Raw genomic sequence first — 18,044 nt, forward strand, 5'->3', positions numbered from 1 at the left:
CCTCAGAAAAGCTGGCCACGGATCATCGCGAGATGATCGGCGACAGGGCCAAGGGCGAGGCTGGGAAGAAAGGTCAGGCCGCCCAGGATCAGCACGATGCCGATCAGCAGGCCGGTCCACAGCAGCCCGGTGGTCGGGAAACTGCCCGCCGTCTCCGGCGTGTACCTTTTGGCGGCGAGGCTGCCCGCGATCGCCAGCATCGGCACGATGACGAAGAACCGGCCGAGCCACATGGCGACGCCCAGCATGCCGTTGTAGAACGGCGTGCCCGCACTCAGCCCCGCGAAGGCCGAGCCGTTGTTGCCTACGGCGCTGGTGAAGGCGTAGAGGATCTCGGAGAACCCGTGCGGCCCCTTGTTGAGCGGCCCGGCAAGGCCCGCAGGCAGCACCGAGGCCACGGCGGTCATGCCCAGGATCACCAGCGGCAGCACCGCGATCGCCAGCACCGCCAGCTTGACCTCGCGGCTCTCGATCTTCTTGCCGACGTACTCGGGCGTTCGGCCCACCATCAGACCCGCGACGAAGACGGCAAGGATGGCGAACAGCAGGAACCCGTAGATCCCTGCGCCGACGCCGCCGACGACGACTTCGCCCAGCTGGATGTTGAACAGCGGGATCATGCCGCCCAGCGCCGTAAAGCTGTCATGCATGGCATTGACCGCGCCGCAGCTCGCCGCCGTGGTGACGACCGAGAACAGCGCCGAGGCGACCACGCCGAAGCGGACTTCCTTGCCCTCCATGTTCCCCCCGCCCACGCCGAGGTGATGGAGCACCGGGTTGCCCGCCGCTTCCTGCCAGTAGACCACGGCGGTGCCGATCAGGAAGATCGTCATCATCGCCGCCAGGATCGCCCAGCCCTGGCGGGTATTGCCCACCGCCTTGCCGAAGCACCAGGTCATGCCGGTGCCGATCACGAAGATCGACAGCATCTGGACGAAGTTGGTCAGCGCGTCCGGGTTCTCGAAGGGGTGAGCGGAATTGGCGTTGAAGAAGCCGCCACCATTGGTGCCCAGCATCTTGATCGCTTCCTGCGAGGCGACGGGGCCGAGCGCGAGCGTCTGCTTCACGCCTTCCAGCGTGGCGACGTCCACCGATGCCGCCAGCGTCTGCGGCACGCCCGCCGCAATCAGGTACAGCGTGTAGCCCACGCAGGCGGGCAGCAGCAGGTAGAGCGTCACGCGCGTAATGTCGGCCCAGAAGTTGCCGATTCCGGTAGCGCTGCGGCGCGCGAACCCACGGAACAGCGCGAAGGCCAGCGCGATGCCGGTGGCCGCCGAAAGGAAGTTATGGATCGTCAGCGCGAACATCTGCGACAGGTTGCTCATCACCGCCTCGCCCACGTACCACTGCCAGTTGGTATTGGTGGTGAAGCTGACGGCGGTGTTGAACGCCCCGTCCGCGCCGATGCCCGCATAGCCGAGGCCGTTGAGCGGCAACACGCCTTGCAGGCGCAGCACCGCATAAGTCAGAAGCAGCAGCACGGCGTTGAACACCAGCATGTGCACCGCATAGCGATGCCACGGCTGGTCCTCGTCCGGGTTCACGCCGGAGAGCCTGTAGAACCCGCGCTCCACGGGTCCGAGCACACGATGAAGCGGCGTGCGGCGGCCCTCGTACAGCGCGTGGAGCCACAGCCCCATCGGTTTGGTGAGCGCCAGCAGAACGCCGACGAAAGCTGCGATATACAGCCATCCCTGGAAGGTCATGACGGCGCCCCCTCAGAACCGCTCGGGCCGTGCGAGCACGGCAACGAGATAGACAAGAAGGCCAAGTGCGGTGAAACCCGCCAGCCACAGATCGATGGTCATGTCGGTCGCGCCCCTCACGCCTTGTTGCACAGGCCGACGTAGCCGAGACTGGCCGCCAGCAACGCGAGGGTCAGGCCGATCCAGAGGATGTCCTGCATGGGTAATGCTCCTGCAAGCTCGCCTCGCAAAGGCTGCGGGACGAGTCGAATGCAGCAGAGCCATTAGGATGGCGCGGCGTTGGAATTCGAGACGAACAAATCCGCGGCCGCATAGTATTTGCGTATGATCTGCGGATTTTCGCTGAAAAAGCGACGTCCGGAAGCGATAGCTCGCTCCCGGACGCCTTTCGATCATGCCATGTTCGAAGGATCAGAACCCGAAGCGCACGCGGATGCCGCCGTTGCGCTTGACCGGCATCGACAGCACCACCGCATTGCCGCCGAGCAGGCTCGTCGTCGTCTGGACGCCGGTGTAGCTCTTGTCGTTGAACACGTTGTTGACGAAGAACTGCACGTCGAGATGCTCGCTGCTAATACCGGTGCGCACGTTCACCTTGTTGGCATCGCCGATCCACGAGATGTTCTCGTACGTCGTGTAGATGCGGCTGCGGTGTGCATAGTCGCCGCGCAGGAACCAGCGGTAGCCGTCGCCGATATCGACGCCGTATTCCGCGCCGACGTTGCTGGTGAACACCGGAGCCGCAGGGTTCTGCGCGCCCGCCGCCACCGTCGAGTTGCCGGTGATCGCCACGCACGAGGCGCAGGGGATCGAAGTGTCCAGCTCGACCTTGTTGTACCCGGCGTTGAAGTTGAGCGACAGCGCATGGGTCACCTTGAGGTTACCCTCGATCTCGGCGCCCTTCACCGTGCTCCTGCCGGTGTTCTGGGTCACGCCGACGCCGATGTCGCTGGCGCCCGGGGTGGCGTTGGGGACCTGGATGCTGTTGGTGATCGCCTGGTCCTTCCATTTGGCGTAGAAGACCGCCGCGCTGAAGGAGAACACATCCGCCACGGTGCCCTTCAGGCCCAGTTCGTAGTTGTCGATGACGGCCGGCTTGTAGATGTTGGTGACCGAGGCACGCTCTTCCAGATAAGCGCGCTGAGCGGCGGTCAGCGGCAGGACCGAGAGGTTGAAGCCGCCCTTGTTCATCCCGCGCGAATAGGTCGCGTAACCCATGAGGTCCGGCGTGAACTTGTACTGCGCGGACACGCGGGGCACGAAGCGCTTGTACTTGCCGCTGGTGCGCAGGGTCTGCGGATCGCGGAAGTAGACCTTCAGCTCCTCCTCGATGTAGCGCCCTTCGGCGTTCAGCGTGAAGCGCGGCGAGAAGTCGTAGGACACGCTGCCGAACACGCTCTTGTCGACGAGCGTATTGAGCGAGCCGTCGCCGAACACCTGGATCGTATTGGGATAGAGCGCGACCGTATAGCTGCGGTTGCTGACCTTGAAGTAGTTGGCGCCCACCATCCAGCGCAGCGGCTGGTTCGCGCCGGAAGTGACCCGGAATTCCTGGCTGACGGCGCTTTCCTTGTACATCGCCATGGTCGGGTAGTTGATGAAGGGATCGCCCACGAAACCGGGGATCGTCGATACCGTGGTGTTGGGAATGCCGCTGGTATCGCGCCCGTCGAGGTCCTGATTGCTCTGGAAACGGGTCTTGTTATAGCCGGTCAGCGACGAGAGCACGATGTCGGTGCCGGGGATCGTGAAGTCCACCGCAAGGTTCGTCACGATCTCGCGGCGCTCCAGACCCGCGTGGTCGTTGATCGCCTTGTAGGTCGGGTTCAGGCGTCCCAGCGAGTTGTTGACGACCTGGTCGATGAACGCGGGCGTCGCCGGGTTCTGGCCCATCTGGCTGGTTGGGAACTGCGGGATCTTGCCGCAGTAGAAGTTGTTCACGTTGGTCGGCGCGGCGCCCGCGTTGCAGTTGAAGGTGTTGACCGGCAGACGGCTGGAGAAGCCCGCCGCGCCCGCGCCGTCATGGTCCTCCAGATACATGCCGAAAGCCTTGAGGCGCAGGCCGTCGAACGGCTTGATCACCAGCGTGCCGTTGATCGTCTCGGTCTGCTGCGCACCGAGGCGGCTGCCGTCGTAGGGGTTGGTGTACTGCCCGTCGAAGCCGTAGCGGCGCCCGCCGATGCGCAGGCCGATGGCGTCCTTGACGATCGGCAACTCGACGCTCGCCTTGATGTCATAGAGCGAATAGCTGCCCGCAGTGCCGTCGAAGTTCCACCGGAACGCATCGCCCGGATCACGCGTCACCACGTTGATCGCGCCGGCGAAGGACTGGCGGCCGAAGGCGGCGCTCTGCGGACCTTTGAGCACTTCGACACGCGACACTTCGTTGCCGAGGTTGTTGATGACGTCGAAGTTTACCGGCGTGCCGTCGAGAAACACCGAGACGGTGGGGTTCAGCGGATCGGCGATGCCGCGGATGACGATCTGGCTGTAGCTGCGGTCGACGCGGCCCGAACTGGTCTGCTGCGCATAGAGGCCCGGCGTGAATGCCTGCAGGTCCAGCACGTTGTTGACGTTGAGCTTGGCGAGGTTGGCCGCCGTCATGACCGACAGCGTCACCGGGGTCTCCAGCAGCGACTCCTCGCGGCGACGGGCAGTGACCATGATCACCCCGCCGTCGGTGCCCGCTTCGGCCTGCGGAGCGGACGGCGCAACCGGGGTTTCCTGGGCCTGCGCGGCAGGCGCGGCGGCCATGACGAGCATGAGCGCGGTGCAGCATGCACCAAAGTCATAGCATTTCGATTTCGAACGCATCTTGGTATTCTCCCTGTTTTCGGAATTTGCGTGTCAATGAACTTCGATTCATCGCACGACTTCGGAACGGAAGTTTTCAGGATAAAATCGGATATTCAATTGAATTTGGGTTGTCCGCCCATAACCATCAGTTATGAAACTGCAGAGGCCGGACCCCTGAGTCCCGCCGCCCGGAGAGCACGATGGACCTTCGCCAGCTGCGCCACCTGATCGCCATCATCGAGGAGCGTTCGTTCTCGGCCGCGGCCAAGGCGGTGCACCTCACCCAGCCTGCCCTGACGCGCAGCATGAACGCCCTCGAAGCGAGCGTTGGAACGCCGCTTCTGGTGCGCAGAAACAACGGAATTGAGCCGACTTCGGCAGGTTCCGTGCTTTACGAATACGCCAACCTGCTGACCGCCACAGCGGACAATGCCAGGGCCGACATCGCTCGGCTGGCGAAGGGTCTGGGGGGTGCGCTGAACGTCGGAATCGGCACACATCTGGCCGACCTCGCACTGCCGAAAATCCTCTCGGAGTTCGCGCGGCGCTATCCCCACCTGTCGATCAATCTGAAGATCGGGATGATCGAGGATCTGGTGCCGATGGTGCTGGAGGGCAGGGTCGAACTGATCGCCAGCATGGTCCCGACGGACCGCATGCAGGCGGGCATCGCTTATGAGCGACTTTTTACTACAACAACCCATCTATATGCAGCACAACTGCACCACCTATGCGCCATAGATGATGTCATTACTTTTGAACAATTGACGCGCGAGCGCTGGGTTTATTTAAACTGCCTCCACGCGGATCTCGACATGAATCGCTTCTTCGCCAATGGCGGCATGGGCTTTCCCGATCAGGTTTTCCGCACCGATTCCCCAAGGATGATGCGCGCAATGATCGAGGACGAAGGCTGCCTCGGCATCATGCCCGACGACTACATGAGCGGCGCCCGGGCGCAGGCGCTGCGAGTAGAGGGCATGCCCGTCCCGCGCGCGACCGGGCTGCTCTACCGCCCCGATATTCCGCTGCGTCCGATCGTCATGGAATTCGCCAACCTGCTGCGCCGCGAACTTTCCAAACCTCCGGGATGAGTGCGCGCGCACCGGCTCAGGCGGCCAGCTCGGCGAAAGCGCGCAGGCGCGGCACCAGGTGCTCGCCAAGGTGCAGGACGTCGGCGATCGGATCGAAGCCGCTGATCAGGAAGCGGTTCACGCCAAGCCGGTGATAGGCGAGCAGGCTGGCGGCGACCGAGTCCGGCGTGCCGACGATCGTGCTGGCGGCCTTCTGGAACCCGGTGGCGCGGGCGATGCCCACCCAGAGCCGCTCGTCCAGCACGTCGCCTTCGCGGGCGCGCGCTTCGGCCAGTTCGTTCTTGCCGAGGACGCCGGGCTGACCGCCCTTTTGCGCCATGTCCTCGACACCCCGGCGCACATCCTCCAGCACCGCCTGCGCCTTGTCCCATGCCTCGCCCTCGGTACGGCCGACGATGATCCGGGTGGACATGCAGAAATCGACTGTCCGACCGGCCTTGCGCGCCTCTTCACGTACCGATGCGATCAGTGCGGCGCTGGGGTCCAGCCGGTCTATGCCGAAGGCGTAGACGTCGGCGTGCTGCCCCGCGACTTCCAGTGCGCGCGGGGACTGGCCGCCGAAGAACACCGGGATGCCGCCCCCCTGCACCGGCACCACTTCGGAGCGCGCGCCGCGCAAGGTATAGAAGGTGCCGTCGTGATCGAACCGCTCGCCGCTCCACGTCCTGCGCAGCAGCGGGATATATTCGGCACTGCGGGCGTGACGTTCGTCGCGGGTTAGGAAATCGCCGTCGGCCTGCGTCTCGGTGTCGCTGGGGGCGGAGATGACATGGACGCCCACCCGCCCCTCGCTCAGCCGGTCGAGCGTGGCGAACTGGCGCGCGGCCAGCGTCGGCGCGACGAAGCCGGGGCGGTGCGCGATCATGAACCTGAGCCGCCTGGTGATCCCGGCAAGGTGCGTGGCGAAGACCACGCCGTCGGGCCACGTCGCCGCCTGCGCGATCAGCACGCGGTCGAAGTCCGCCGCCTCGAACGCGGCGGCGAGGCGGGCGATGAAGTCGGGCTCGACGATGCCCATCGGACGCGGGCTCGCCTCCGAGGATTCGCGATGGTTGAAAGTCCCGATGATCTCGATCGACATGACGCGTCAGTTTTCCTCGTGCGGTGCGGGTGCCGGTTCAGCCAAATTCTCAGCAGGCATCCGGTAGAACAGGAGCAGGACGATACCGGCCACTTGCGCGACCGCCGGGATCAGCGCCATCGACAGGCGCACCGCCTCGCGCGCGGCCTCGCTCTGCACCAGCGCGGCGCCGGTCCCGGAACGGTAGCCGCTGGCCTGCAGGAACAGTCCGACGAGGAACGGCGCGAGGGCGAAGGCGGCCTTCTGGAAGAACTCGAAGAAGGCGGCGTAGAGCCCCTCCTTGCGCAGCCCGCTGCGGCGCACCCCGAAGGCGATGGTGTCCGGCAACATGGACAGCGTCATCAGCAGCGTTCCCGTCGTCGCGAAACCGGCAAAGCCGCCGCGCAGCAGGAACAGGGCATCGCCCTCGGCCGGGGAGGCCGCGAGCCAGCTCAGGCTGATCGCGGCCGAAAGCACCAGCGCCGCGGCGCAGATCACCGGCTTGGGCGCGAAGCGGGCGATCTGGCGCCAGAGGGGCACGCTCATGGTGCCGACCACGCCGCTCGCCAGCGCGAACTGCGCCATGCCGGTCTCTCCGCGCGCAAGGATGTCGCGCATGAAGAACAGCCCCGTCGCCCCCACCGCCGCCGAGGCGATGAAGCCGCAGAACTTGACGCCCAGCAGGACGATGAACGGGCGGTTGGCGAAAAGCTGCGCGAACCCGGCGAGTGCGGAGCCGCGCTCATGCTCGACAGGGCGCTCGCGCAGGCCACCGGTCGCGACGACCGCGACGGCCATGCTCACGAAGATGAAGGCGGCCATGCAATAGCCCATCCGCGCGAAGGCATCGGCGGAACTGCCGCCCCACGCGATCATCGCCGGAGCCAACGCTCCCCCCGCCAGCGCGGCAAGCTGGATGAAGAACGTCCGCCAGGCCATCAGCGAGGTCCGCTCCTGCGGGCTGTCGGTGATCTCGGCGGGCATGGCGGAAGAGGGAATCGCGAAAGCAGAATAGCCGGTGAAGGTCAGCAGCAGCGCGCCCATCACCATGACCGCCTGCGAACCGCCCGCCCCGCTGCCCGAGAACAGCCAGGCCATGCCGAGGCCGCTCAGCAGCGCACCCGCCGCCATCCACGGTCGCCGCCGTCCCCAGCGGCTGCGGGTGCGGTCACTGCCCTGTCCGATCAGCAGGTCGGCGATGCCGTCGTAGATGCGCCCGGCCAGCATGAACGAGCCCGCGAGCGCGGGGTCCATCCCGGTCGCGGTCACCAGGTAATACATCAGGATGACATTGACGACGTAAAGCACGGTCGTGCTGCCCGCCGAACCGAACGCCCAGCCCACTTTGGTCGCAATCGGTATGCGCCCGGTGCGGTTAGGTACACTCTGGGTGCCGTTGAGTGCCGCTATTTCGGTCAAGAGCGCCCCCGCCTCGCAGGTCCGCCACGGACTGCCTACCAGCCGGAGACTACGGACACGGCGCTGGCCCGGGAAATCGAAAGCACGGCTTCTTCCATGCACAAAACGTATGCTCGGGGAATCGGAAGACCATGCAGATCCGGCAATTGCGCCACTTCCTGGCGGCGGTGGAGACAGGCTCGATGACCCTCGCCTCGACTGCGCAGAACATCACGCAACCCACGCTTTCGCGCAGTATCCGCACGCTGGAGGAGCAGCTCGGCGTCGACCTGTTCGAGCGCGGCCATCGCGGCGTCCTGCCCACCCGATACGGGGAATTGCTGGCGGCCCATGCCCGCTCGATCCTCCACGGCTTCGACCAGGCGATCGAGGATGTCGGCGCCATGCGGGCGGGCGGTTTGGGCCATGTCCGCCTCGGCATCGGCTCCACCGCGACCGACCTGCGCATCGCGCAGGCCTGCGCGGAAATGGCGGTTTCGGCGGAAAACATCACGCTTTCGCTGGACTTCGACGTGCCCGAGACGCAGTTCGCGCGGCTTCGGCGCGGGGAACTCGATGCGATCATCGACACTTTGCGCCCCGACCTCGACAGCGGCGACCTCAACTTCCGGCCGCTCACCCGGCTCGACCTGGTGCTCGTCGCGCGACGCAGGCACCCGATCCTCGAGTGCGGCGTGACGCCTGCGCGAGAACTCGCCCGGTGGCCCTGGGCGATCTTCAACCAGCCCAATGCCGAGGCATTCTACCGCGGACTTCTGGGGCTGGAGGACGAGGACCACAACATCCGCGTCCGCAGTTCCTCGCCCGCGATGCTGCGCCAGCTACTGCTCCACGCCGACCTCATCGGCCTGATGGCCCGTACCGAGATCGCCGACTGCCTAGCCGACGGGCGATTGCAGGAAGTCCCCGCCGACATGCGCCGCGTCGAGGCGACGCTTTGCGTCATCACCCGGCGGCGGACCTACATGAGCGGCGCCCTGCGCGTGGTGATCAAGCGGCTGCACGAGGCGCTGTGACGCCAGGCTCCCATACGGTTTGGACATGACTGCGCGCGCGCTTTCGATTGGGCGATGGCCGGTGTCCTCCGCATAGTCCGGGGCATGAAGGCGGGGAAACACGGGACATGCTGAAACGTCCGGTCATGGCCGGGATCGCGGCGCTGGCACTGCTTGCAGTGGGGTTCGGCGCCTTCGCCCTCGCTGCGCGGACCGGCGCCTTCGCTATTTCGCTGGAGGATTTGCGCCACCGCTACCAGACCGCGCATTCCCGCTACGTGACGCTGGGCGGCGTGCAACTTCACATCGACGACCGGGGCTCCGGGCCTGTCATCATGCTCATCCACGGGCACTACCAGTCGCTGCGTATCTGGGATGCCTGGGCGCAGCGGCTCGCCAGCGACCACCGCGTGATCCGCATCGACATGCCGCCTTACGGCCTCTCCGGCCCCGACCGCACCGGCCAGTACAGCCCCCGCCGCGTCGAGCAGCTGATCGCCCTCCTAGCCCGGCACGAACACCTGAAGCGCTTCAGTATCGGCGGCATCTCTACCGGCAGCGCGATCGCCATGCGCTATACGCTGGCGCATCCCGATCAGGTGGAAAGCCTTATCCTGGTGAACGCGCCGCTGGTGCCGATCCCACCCGGCTTGCAGCCGAAGACCTCGGCCATGCTGGGCTTTCTGGAGAACACCCTGTTCCGGCCGATTTACCGGCCCAAGGCGTTCTACCGCTACCTCCTGAACCGCCTGATCGCCAACAAGTCCGTCCTCACCGACGATCTGGTGCAGCAGACCTACGACATGCACCGCAAGCCCGGCAATGGGGCGACGCTGGACCAGTTCACCAGCGCCCTGCGCTTTGAAGCGAGCGATTACGGCAAGCGATCGCAGACGACCGCGCAGCAGCTGGGCTCGGTCCGCGTACCGACGCTCGTGCTTTGGGGCGGGGCCGGGTCCATGCTCCCGGTTTCGGTGGGCTGCGAGGTGACACGCACGGTCGGCGCCTCCCGCCGGCTAATGGTCAGTTTTCCCGGTGCAGGCCATTTCCTGCCGATCGAGGCCCCGCACGCCGCCGAGGACATCGCCTGGTTCCTTGATGCCGACAGCGGCAAGGCCGCCCGTCCGCCTGCCGGCACAGTACAGGACTGCACACGATGAAACACGCCGTGCTCGGCGCGTTCTGCGCGCTCTCGCTCACGATCGCCCCCGTCTGCGCGCAGGAAACCATCACCAGCCCCGACCCGATCCCGGTCGCCGAACTGGAAAGCCGCTACCGCCTTCCGCAATCGAAGTTCATCGACCTGCTCGGCACGCGCATCCATTATGTCGATGTCGGCTCCGGCCCCGTACTGGTCCTCACGCATGGGTCGAGTTCGTCGCTGCGCACGTTCGCGCCCATGATCGAGCGTCTGAGCCGCCGCTACCGCGTGATCGCGTGGGATGAGCCGAACATGGGCCTGTCGGGCGCCCCGCCACGTGTACTCTACGACCGCCCGCTCTATCCCGTACTGGTGCTGGAGGCGCTGCTCGACACCCTCAAGATCGAACGCGCCAACCTTGCCGGGGTATCGAGCGGCGGTGCAATCTCGTTCTACTACGCGGCGCGCAATCCGGCGCGGGTCGAGCGGCTGATCCTGTCCAACACGCCCACTGGCCGCGCGGACGGCAAAGGCATGGCGCTCAGCGCCGCGCTGGCGATGGAAATCGCCGCCTCCACTCCGGCCACCGGACGCAAGAGCAAGATCTTCCGCCCGCGCTCCTACTGGCGGGCCTACTTCGATTTCTACACCGGAGAGCCCGGCCGCGCGGACGACCGGCTCGTCGACGAATACTACGACATGAACCGCCGCCCCGCCGCGCCCGACAGGCTGGCCATCGTCGCAGCGCTCGACGATCCGGCGCTGACCGCCGACGCGTTGGCGAAGGTGACTGCGCCGGTGCTGCTTGTCTGGGGCGCCCGCGATCCGGTCCTGCCGGTCGAGAGTGCAGCGGTCCTCCGCGATGCTCTGGTCCATGCTCAGGTATCGACGCTGATCCTGCCGGACGTGGGACATTATCCGCCGCTGGAAGTGCCGGGTCGCTTCGCCGACATCCTCGACAGCTTCCTCTTCGACGTTACCCCCTACCGGCCAGTCGCGCCGGACCCTGCCAAGCGGTAAGGCGCGCACATCCATGACCGACGACACGACCGAATTCTTCGGCATCCTGCACTGGAACGACTATTCCGAAGCCAGGCCGAGGCCCTTTGACGAAGTGGATTCCGAGTTCATCGCAGCCTGCGCCCGCGCTCATGAGGACGCAGGGTTCGATCGCGTGCTCATCGCCAACTCGGCCCATCGGCCTGACAGCCTGCCCATAGCGACATGGGCAGCGGCAGCGACCTGCAGGCTCGGCTTCATGATCGCGCACCGACCCGGCTTCATCGCGCCGACAATGGCCGCGCGCATGTTCGCCATCCTCGACCGGATGAGCGGCGGGCGCTGCGGTGTCCACATCATCACCGGTGCCGACGATCAAGAACTCCACGCGGACGGCGATTACAGTACCAAGGACGACCGCTATCGCCGCAGCCACGAATACGTCGAAGTCATGCGCAAGGTCTGGTCGAGCGAGGCGCCTTTCGATCACGAGGGGGAATTCTACCAGGTGGAGGGCGCCTTCTCCCACGTTCGGCCGGACAAGGGCATCCCGGTCTTCTGGGGTGGCAGCTCGCCAGCCTCGATCGAGTACGGCACGCGCGCGGCGGACGTCTATGCGTTCCCCGGCTTCCCTGCCGCGGCCCTGAAAGAGCCCGCGCGCGACGTGCTGTCCCGCGCCCGCGCGATCGGCCGTTCACCGGCCCTGCTCACCTCCCTGCGCGTCCTCGTCGCCGACACCCCGGCGCAGGCGTGGGAACGCGCCCATGCCATTCAGGACCGGTTGATCGAGGAAGTCGTCGATAACGGCCGCTTCCCGACCAATCCGGGTGAAGGCCGCCGGGCGGCAATCGACCGGGCCAGGCAAGCCGCCAACGAGAATGCGCTGGAGGGTTTGCTCTGGGCAGGCATCACCCGCGTTCCCACCGGTCGGCCGGCGTTGGGATGCCTGGTGGGCAGCCACGATCAGGTCGCGGATGCGCTGATGGAATACCGGGAAGCCGGGTTCTCCCGGTTCATCGTCAGCGGCTATGACCCGATCCCCGACGCCCGCCTGTTCGGCGCAGAACTGATCCCCCGGGTTTGCGCACGCGCAAAGGCGCGATAGCCGGAACAAAGGCCGATCCCGTCCCTTCCTCCTGCAAAGGAGACAGAAATATGCTCGGCAAGATTTTGGGTGCAGTCGCAGGCAGTCAGGTAGCGCAACACGTGCGCGGTATCGACGGCACCGGCGGTGCGGTCCTCGGCGTAGCCGCGACGAGCGTGCTGCGACGACTGGGGCCGGTCGGGCTCGTTGCCGCGGCGGTGGGCGGCTACGCGCTCAAGAAGCACATGGAAAAGCGGGAAGCCAGGAAAGCACCGGTCGCACCCAAGGCCGCACCCGGAAAATCCTAGGCAGGGCCGGCCGCGCGGTGGTACTCGCTCGCCGCCTGCGGGTCCTGCACGTCATAAGCGAACCACGCCTTCTGCCCGTAGTCATAGACCTGCACCATCCCATCCTCGACCCGGGCTGCGAAGAACGTGGATGAGGCGCGATCGTAGCCTTTGACTTGCGCGCCATCGATCTCGACCGACACGAAATTCTTGTCCCCGGCGTCGTGGATTTCCGGCAGCGTCCCGCCGAATTTTACACTCCGGGCGCCGTCGAACCCCTGCAAACGGCCGTCGCGGAACTCGGCGGCGATCTGCAGGTCGCGGCCAAGAGAATGGTCGTAGAGTCCGGCGACTTTCTTGCCGGTCAGGACGGCGAAGGCGATCGCAGCGATCATCGAACGGGTATGTGCTAGCATGATGAATGCCTGACACGTCGCGGCTACTGAAATCAAGGTGGCCTGCGACAAGCCGATTGCGCGCCGGCGTCACCTTTGCGAAAGATCGCGCCGCTACGGCAGGAATCAGGGCCGGGCGATGCAGGAGCAAGTTGTGAAGCCGACGTCGATAGCGGGAATGCAGGTGCTGTTCGTCATGGCCATCGACCATGAGTACGGCCCGCATCTCAGTGCGCGGATGACGCCGCTGATGACCGGCGTTGGTCCCGTCGAGGCCGCCATCGCGGCGACCGCGTGCCTGCAGCGTCTGGAGGCCTCGGGGCAATTGCCCGATCTGGTCGTGACCCTGGGCTCTGCCGGATCGCGGCGCTGCCGGATGGGGGAAGTCTATCAGGTCGAAAGCGTGTCATGGCGCGACATGGACGCATCGCGCCTCGGCTTCGCAAGGGGCGTCACACCGTTCGCCGACCATCCGGCAGTTCTGCAGTTGCCCATGCTGCTCCCCGACCTGCCCCGCGCCTCGCTGTCGACCGGCGGCGATGTCATAGGCGGCGAAGACTATGCGCGGATCGACGCCGACCTCGTCGACATGGAGACTTACGCAGTGCTGCGCGCATGCCAGCGGTTCGGCGTGCCGATGATCGGCCTGCGCGGTGTCTCGGACGGCGCGGACGAACTGGAGGGCATGTCGGGCTGGACCGAACTGCTCGCGCTGCTGGACGAGCGGCTGGCGATCGCGCTCGACAAGCTGGCGGAGGTGCTTGAGCGCGGATTGGCGGATAGCCTTACCGCCAACGCCTGATCGTCGCCGAACTTACCTTCGTCATTCCCGCCTTCGCGGGGATGACGAAAGTGTTTTATACGCTCAGTATCAATACGAACCCGAAGTGTCGGTCGCATCGACGACGCCGTCGCCGTTGGTGTCAAGCCGCTCGAACATCCGCTCGCCCGAGGCATTGAACTCTTCCAGCGTCAGGTTGCCGTCCTTGTCGGTATCGAGCACGCCGAAGCGCACGTGGGCCTGCTTGACTTGGCCGTCCGGTGCCGGTTTGTCCTTGCTGAAGCGGCCGGTGAACTCGCCGACGTAGTCCGCCTCGCTCACCTTGCCGTCGCCATCGAGGTCGAAGGTGCGGTACTTGGCGGCACGGGCAGCGGCGAACTCGGCGGCGGTGACGCGGCCGTCGTGATCGGCGTCGTTCTCGCGCAGGAAGGCTTCCTTGCCGTGGCCGGGCGCGGCGCGGCGCTCTTCGGTAGACTGGGCAAGCGCGCCCTGGCTGGCTGTGAGGGCGAGAACGAGCCCTGCGATAAAGTGAGTCTTGGTCATGGTCTTCTCCGTTGAACTGGAAATCGGGATCACTCTTCGACCTGGAACGTAAGCGAGGTCGTGTAGCTGCGCTCGTCGGTGCCGGAGCCGGCGGGCGCCTCGGCGCGGTGGCGGGTCATCAGGACGTACGTGCCGGGGCGGTCGAACTTGATGACGGCCTTGCCCTGCGCGTCGGTCCTGACCTGACGGTGGCTGACCGCCTCCTCATAGTCCGCGCCGCCCCGGTCCAGCTCCAGTTCCTGCGCGGCCATCGGCTTGCCGTCGAACAGTACATTGAGCGTGAACGGGGTGTCGAGATAGAGTTCGCTGGGATGCGTCACCGGCTGGATGCGCAGGCGCCCGATCGCGACGTCGACGGGCGCGCGGGTCGGCTGCTTCTTGGAGACATAGGCGTCGGCGACGGTCTCGGTCTGGCTGGTGCGGACTTGCGCGGCGTCCTTGGGCACTTCGCCGTGGACCGGCTGCCACTTGCCGCCGACCAACGCGCTCCTGCCCACCCGGCCGAGACGCACGCCCGTGGTGAAGCGATAAGTCCCCTCGGCATCGAGCGCGCTTTCCAGCACCACCATCTGCTTGAGCGGGGTGATCGACTGGAAGCTGCCGCGCGATCCGTCCGGCAGGATGACGTGATAGTCGCTGGCATCGACCGGCACTTCGGGACGGAAGAACTTCTCGCCGAAAGCCGATTCCACCGTCACCATCTTCTCGGTGTTGCCCGCGAAGAACTTGGGCAGGAGGTAGGAGGTGTGCGCGAGCGCGGCGCCGGGAGCGATGCTGACGGCGCACAACAGCGCGGCGATGCCTGGGGCAAGTCTGGTCATGGTCGAAGCAGTCCTCATCATTGTCCGGTGATCTCGAAAGTGAAGCTGTGCGCCTCGCCGTCCGGCGGGCGCGGGAAAGGCGATGCCCGGCGGACCAGAGCCATCGCCTCGTGATCGAAGCGCGAGGAGCCTGATGTGCGCGCCACGCGGATCGCGCGCGCGGCGCCGCCGGGCTCGACGGTGAAGGCGATCAGTGCCTCGCCGGCGCCGATGGTGTTGCCGCGCTGGTAGCGTTTCAGATGCTGGTAGACGCGGCCGCTGAAATTGCTGACGGCGGAATTGCCCGCCTGATCGGTGTTGCCGCCGCCGCTGCCGCCCTTCCCCTGAGCCTCCGCCGCGCTTTCCGCCGCCCGCGCCTGCGGACCGGGTGCAGTGGCGGCCGGAGTGACGAACGCGGCTGCGGGGATCAGCTTGGCCACAGGCAACTGCCGCGTCGTCGTCGCGGCCGTACCTTCACCCGTGCGCCCCTGCCCGCCGCCGCCTGCCTGCGCCGCCGGTTGCGGCAGGGGCTGCGCAGCGGGCCGAGCCTCTGCGACTACCGCCTGCGAAGGAACTTCGGCAGGCGGCGTCACCGCGCGTTCCTGAGGCTGTTGTGCCTCGGCCAGCGGCTGCATCTTCGGGCCTGGTCCGCCCTCGCGCATGGACAGATCGATGCTGACGAGGCGGGAGCGGGTGCCCCCTTCCACCAGCACCGTCTCACCCCAGGTGAAGACCAGCAGGGCCGCCACGATCGCGTGCGCGGTGACCGAGGCGGCCATGGCGTTCAGGTCGATCCGCGCAAACGGACCTGTCCCGAACTCGGATCTGCCCATCCAGTAAGCCATGTCCGCCTCGCCCCCCTTAGAACATTTTCGAGAGGGCGGCCTTGAAGTTGCGCCCCACCGCCGGGCGCGTGGACAGCGCCGACTGGTAATAGGTGTCGAAGATGTTCTCGACGCTCAGGCGCAGCGCGACGTTCTCGAAGATACCGCCGCTCGGCGTGATCGTGGCGCGCAGATTGTGGACATCGAAGCCCTTGTGCTCGGTGCCGTTGATATCGAGATCTTCGGCGAGGGTCGTCTCCCAGCGCACGTCCAGCAGCTTTCCAAAGCGCTTGCCCGCCGAGAGCATGTAGGTCTTCTGCGGCAGGTTGGTCCAGTCGTCGATCACGCCGGTGGTGCGCAAACGCTGGCCGTCCGGGATGGTGGCGTTGAAGTCAAAGTAGATTCCGCTGGCGGTGGCGTAGGACGCCTCGATCTCGAAGCCGTCGAGATAGACCTCGCGCACGCCCGAGTAGGCGGTGTTGTCAGTCAGCTCGGTGTCGTAGTAGTTGACCTTGATCGCAAGGTGATCGCCCTTGCCGAGCAGATCGGTGCGATCGAACGAGCCGCCCGCTTCCCAGGTGCGGCTCTTTTCCGGCTGGTTCATGTACGTGGCGTTGTCGAGGTCGTCGATGATCGGCAGGTTGCGCGTGCGCGCCCAGCTGCCGAACGCAGCCAGACCGAACGGCAGCTCGTAGCGGGCGGAGACGCCGCCCATCCACGCCGTATTGTTGTAGGATACGGGCGTGCCGGTGCGGTTGGATTTGACGTTCGAGGTCTCCCAGCGGATCGCCGGGCTCAGCGTGAAGCCCTTGAACAGGCCGATCTCGTCCACCGCGAAGGCGGCCATGCGGTTGTCGGTGCCGCCCGGCGCGCTGCTGGCGTCGGCGCGCTTCTTGTGGATGTACTCGACGCCGAAGTGCAGGTTGTGATGGATCGGCCCGGTCGAGAACAGCGCAGCGTTCTTGAGCGTGATCTTCGAGGTCTCGTAGCGGTGGTCGGCATTGAGCACCGGCGAGATCGCGACGCCCACGGCGCTCTGGTCGATCTCCTGATTGGCGTACGTGTACAGCAGCTGGAGATTGACCGCGTCGTTGTCGACCGGCTTGTAGGCGTAGGACACCGTCAGCACCTGGCTCTTGGTGTCGCGGTCGACGTTGCCGAACACGCCCGCCGTAGTGCCGAAGCTGTCGTAGGGGACGTCCCGGTCGCTGGTGGTGGTCTGGTTGAAGCTGGCGGCGATGGTATGGGCGTTGTCGGCGCCGAAGTGGAATGCGCCTTTCACCAGGAAGCTGGGCAGCTTGAAGCTGCTGTTGCCGATGTCGTCGCCGTGGCCGTCCTGCTGCGTGCTCTGGGTGCGCCAGGTGTAGTTCGCGAGGAACTCGAACTGCTCGGTCGGCATTGCCGCAACGGTGGTGGAGGTCGCGAAGCCGTTGCCGTTGGTCTGGCCCGAGACGGTCTGACTGGCGGTGATGCCGGTCTTGCCGTGGAGGACGGTGGCCGCATCGTTGGTTTCCAGCAGGACGACACCGCCGATGATCCCCGAGCCCCACTCGAAGCTGCCCACGGTGCCGCGGATCACCTGCGCGTGCTTGTAGAGCAGCGGGTCGGTGAACAGCTGCGTGCCGACGCGATAGATTTCTTCCGAGCCCGTGGTGGCGCCGTCGACGACGAAAGCGACCTTCTGGTCGGTGCCATAGGTGCCGTTGGCGCCGAAGCCGCGGATGTTGATGCCCGAGCCGATCGGGGTCGATCCGTTGATGAGCGTGACGCCCGGCACGGAGTCCAGCAGTTCGGCGATGGTGGAGGCCTGTCGGTCCTCGATCTCCTTGCGGTCGATCACGGTGATCGGCGTCGCGGTGTCGGTCTGGATGGCGCGGGTGCTCTCGCCGATGTCGATGGTGCCGAGGAATTCACCGGCCTGCGTGTTCTTGTCGGTGGCGGCAGCGTCCTGCGCATGGGCCGGAGCGGCGACGAAGAAGGCAATGGCGGACACCCCGCCAAGCGCGCGGGCGGCAAAACTACGAAGCATAATTGTTTCCCCTTCGCTAATGCGAATCGTATGCATTAGCAGAAAGGGCAATTGCGCAGCTTGACTGTTACGTAAAGGACTTTTTTCGAAT

At 65.9% G+C, this 18,044-nt stretch carries 17 protein-coding genes; 7 read left to right on the forward strand and 10 right to left on the reverse strand.

From position 1 onward, the window contains the following. Window positions 1-2: 2 nt before the first annotated feature. The 3 genes from kdpA to BES08_RS20705 all read right to left on the reverse strand — a co-directional run bounded on the left by kdpA (window position 3) and on the right by BES08_RS20705 (window position 4,520). Window positions 3-1,706 carry a potassium-transporting ATPase subunit KdpA gene (gene kdpA / locus BES08_RS20695; protein ID WP_036527911.1) on the reverse strand — a complete coding sequence of 568 codons (1,704 nt, stop codon included), beginning with the start codon at window positions 1,704-1,706 and terminating at the stop codon, window positions 3-5. A 12-nt stretch (window positions 1,707-1,718) separates the two neighbouring features. Further along, on the reverse strand, window positions 1,719-1,808 hold the full coding sequence (locus tag BES08_RS20700; protein ID WP_008829858.1) for a potassium-transporting ATPase subunit F: 90 nt from the start codon (window positions 1,806-1,808) through the stop codon (window positions 1,719-1,721). 309 nt (window positions 1,809-2,117) lie between these two features. Further along, window positions 2,118-4,520, reverse strand: a complete 2,403-nt coding sequence (locus BES08_RS20705; protein ID WP_036527914.1) for a TonB-dependent receptor — start codon at window positions 4,518-4,520, stop codon at window positions 2,118-2,120. A 182-nt stretch (window positions 4,521-4,702) separates the two neighbouring features. Here BES08_RS20705 and BES08_RS20710 point away from each other — a divergent pair, with 182 nt between their 5' ends. Next, the gene (locus BES08_RS20710; protein ID WP_008829856.1) at window positions 4,703-5,596 is read left to right on the forward strand and encodes a LysR family transcriptional regulator; all 894 of its coding nucleotides are present in this window, start codon (window positions 4,703-4,705) and stop codon (window positions 5,594-5,596) included. 16 nt (window positions 5,597-5,612) lie between these two features. Here BES08_RS20710 and BES08_RS20715 read toward each other — a convergent pair whose 3' ends face one another. Together BES08_RS20715 and BES08_RS20720 are read right to left on the reverse strand one after the other, a co-directional pair. Continuing rightward, on the reverse strand, window positions 5,613-6,677 hold the full coding sequence (locus tag BES08_RS20715; RefSeq protein WP_036527916.1) for an LLM class flavin-dependent oxidoreductase: 1,065 nt from the start codon (window positions 6,675-6,677) through the stop codon (window positions 5,613-5,615). Window positions 6,678-6,683: 6 nt separating this feature from the next. Continuing rightward, on the reverse strand, window positions 6,684-8,075 hold the full coding sequence (locus BES08_RS20720; protein ID WP_231958302.1) for an MFS transporter: 1,392 nt from the start codon (window positions 8,073-8,075) through the stop codon (window positions 6,684-6,686). 131 nt (window positions 8,076-8,206) lie between these two features. On the opposite strand from BES08_RS20720, the gene BES08_RS20725 reads away from it, so the two are divergent. The 5 genes from BES08_RS20725 to BES08_RS20745 all read left to right on the forward strand — a co-directional run bounded on the left by BES08_RS20725 (window position 8,207) and on the right by BES08_RS20745 (window position 12,602). After that, window positions 8,207-9,091 (forward strand): LysR family transcriptional regulator, encoded by an 885-nt coding sequence (locus BES08_RS20725; protein WP_036527921.1) that lies wholly within the window; start codon window positions 8,207-8,209, stop codon window positions 9,089-9,091. A gap of 107 nt (window positions 9,092-9,198) precedes the next feature. Then, window positions 9,199-10,230 carry an alpha/beta fold hydrolase gene (locus BES08_RS20730; RefSeq protein WP_036527922.1) on the forward strand — a complete coding sequence of 344 codons (1,032 nt, stop codon included), beginning with the start codon at window positions 9,199-9,201 and terminating at the stop codon, window positions 10,228-10,230. Continuing rightward, window positions 10,227-11,231 carry an alpha/beta fold hydrolase gene (locus tag BES08_RS20735; protein WP_036527924.1) on the forward strand — a complete coding sequence of 335 codons (1,005 nt, stop codon included), beginning with the start codon at window positions 10,227-10,229 and terminating at the stop codon, window positions 11,229-11,231. Before BES08_RS20730 ends, BES08_RS20735 begins: the two co-directional genes overlap by 4 nt. A gap of 13 nt (window positions 11,232-11,244) precedes the next feature. Further along, window positions 11,245-12,315 (forward strand): LLM class flavin-dependent oxidoreductase, encoded by a 1,071-nt coding sequence (locus tag BES08_RS20740; RefSeq protein ID WP_036527926.1) that lies wholly within the window; start codon window positions 11,245-11,247, stop codon window positions 12,313-12,315. Window positions 12,316-12,365: 50 nt separating this feature from the next. Then, entirely contained in the window at window positions 12,366-12,602 is a 237-nt protein-coding gene (locus BES08_RS20745; protein ID WP_036527928.1) for a hypothetical protein, read from the forward strand. On the opposite strand, the gene BES08_RS20750 is transcribed toward BES08_RS20745, so the two are convergent. Beyond that, entirely contained in the window at window positions 12,599-12,997 is a 399-nt protein-coding gene (locus BES08_RS20750; RefSeq protein WP_036527930.1) for a hypothetical protein, read from the reverse strand. The genes BES08_RS20745 and BES08_RS20750 overlap by 4 nt on opposite strands. 118 nt (window positions 12,998-13,115) lie before the next feature. Between BES08_RS20750 and BES08_RS20755 the strand changes: the two genes are divergently transcribed. Then, on the forward strand, window positions 13,116-13,778 hold the full coding sequence (locus BES08_RS20755) for a 5'-methylthioadenosine/S-adenosylhomocysteine nucleosidase (RefSeq protein ID WP_036527932.1): 663 nt from the start codon (window positions 13,116-13,118) through the stop codon (window positions 13,776-13,778). A gap of 69 nt (window positions 13,779-13,847) precedes the next feature. Here the strand turns inward: BES08_RS20755 and BES08_RS20760 are convergent, their stop codons facing one another. The 4 genes from BES08_RS20760 to BES08_RS20775 are packed head-to-tail and all read right to left on the reverse strand — an operon-like array spanning window position 13,848 to window position 17,953. Next, on the reverse strand, window positions 13,848-14,300 hold the full coding sequence (locus BES08_RS20760; RefSeq protein WP_008829846.1) for an EF-hand domain-containing protein: 453 nt from the start codon (window positions 14,298-14,300) through the stop codon (window positions 13,848-13,850). A gap of 29 nt (window positions 14,301-14,329) precedes the next feature. Continuing rightward, complete coding sequence (locus tag BES08_RS20765; RefSeq protein ID WP_036528001.1) at window positions 14,330-15,121, reverse strand: DUF4198 domain-containing protein; 792 nt, start codon at window positions 15,119-15,121, stop codon at window positions 14,330-14,332. 17 nt (window positions 15,122-15,138) lie between these two features. After that, window positions 15,139-15,945, reverse strand: a complete 807-nt coding sequence (locus BES08_RS20770; RefSeq protein ID WP_051587004.1) for a TonB family protein — start codon at window positions 15,943-15,945, stop codon at window positions 15,139-15,141. Between the two features lie 16 nt (window positions 15,946-15,961). Beyond that, on the reverse strand, window positions 15,962-17,953 hold the full coding sequence (locus BES08_RS20775) for a TonB-dependent receptor plug domain-containing protein (RefSeq protein ID WP_036527934.1): 1,992 nt from the start codon (window positions 17,951-17,953) through the stop codon (window positions 15,962-15,964). Between the last annotated feature and the right edge of the window lie 91 nt (window positions 17,954-18,044).

Source organism: Novosphingobium resinovorum (genome assembly GCF_001742225.1).
GTDB lineage: Bacteria > Pseudomonadota > Alphaproteobacteria > Sphingomonadales > Sphingomonadaceae > Novosphingobium > Novosphingobium resinovorum_A.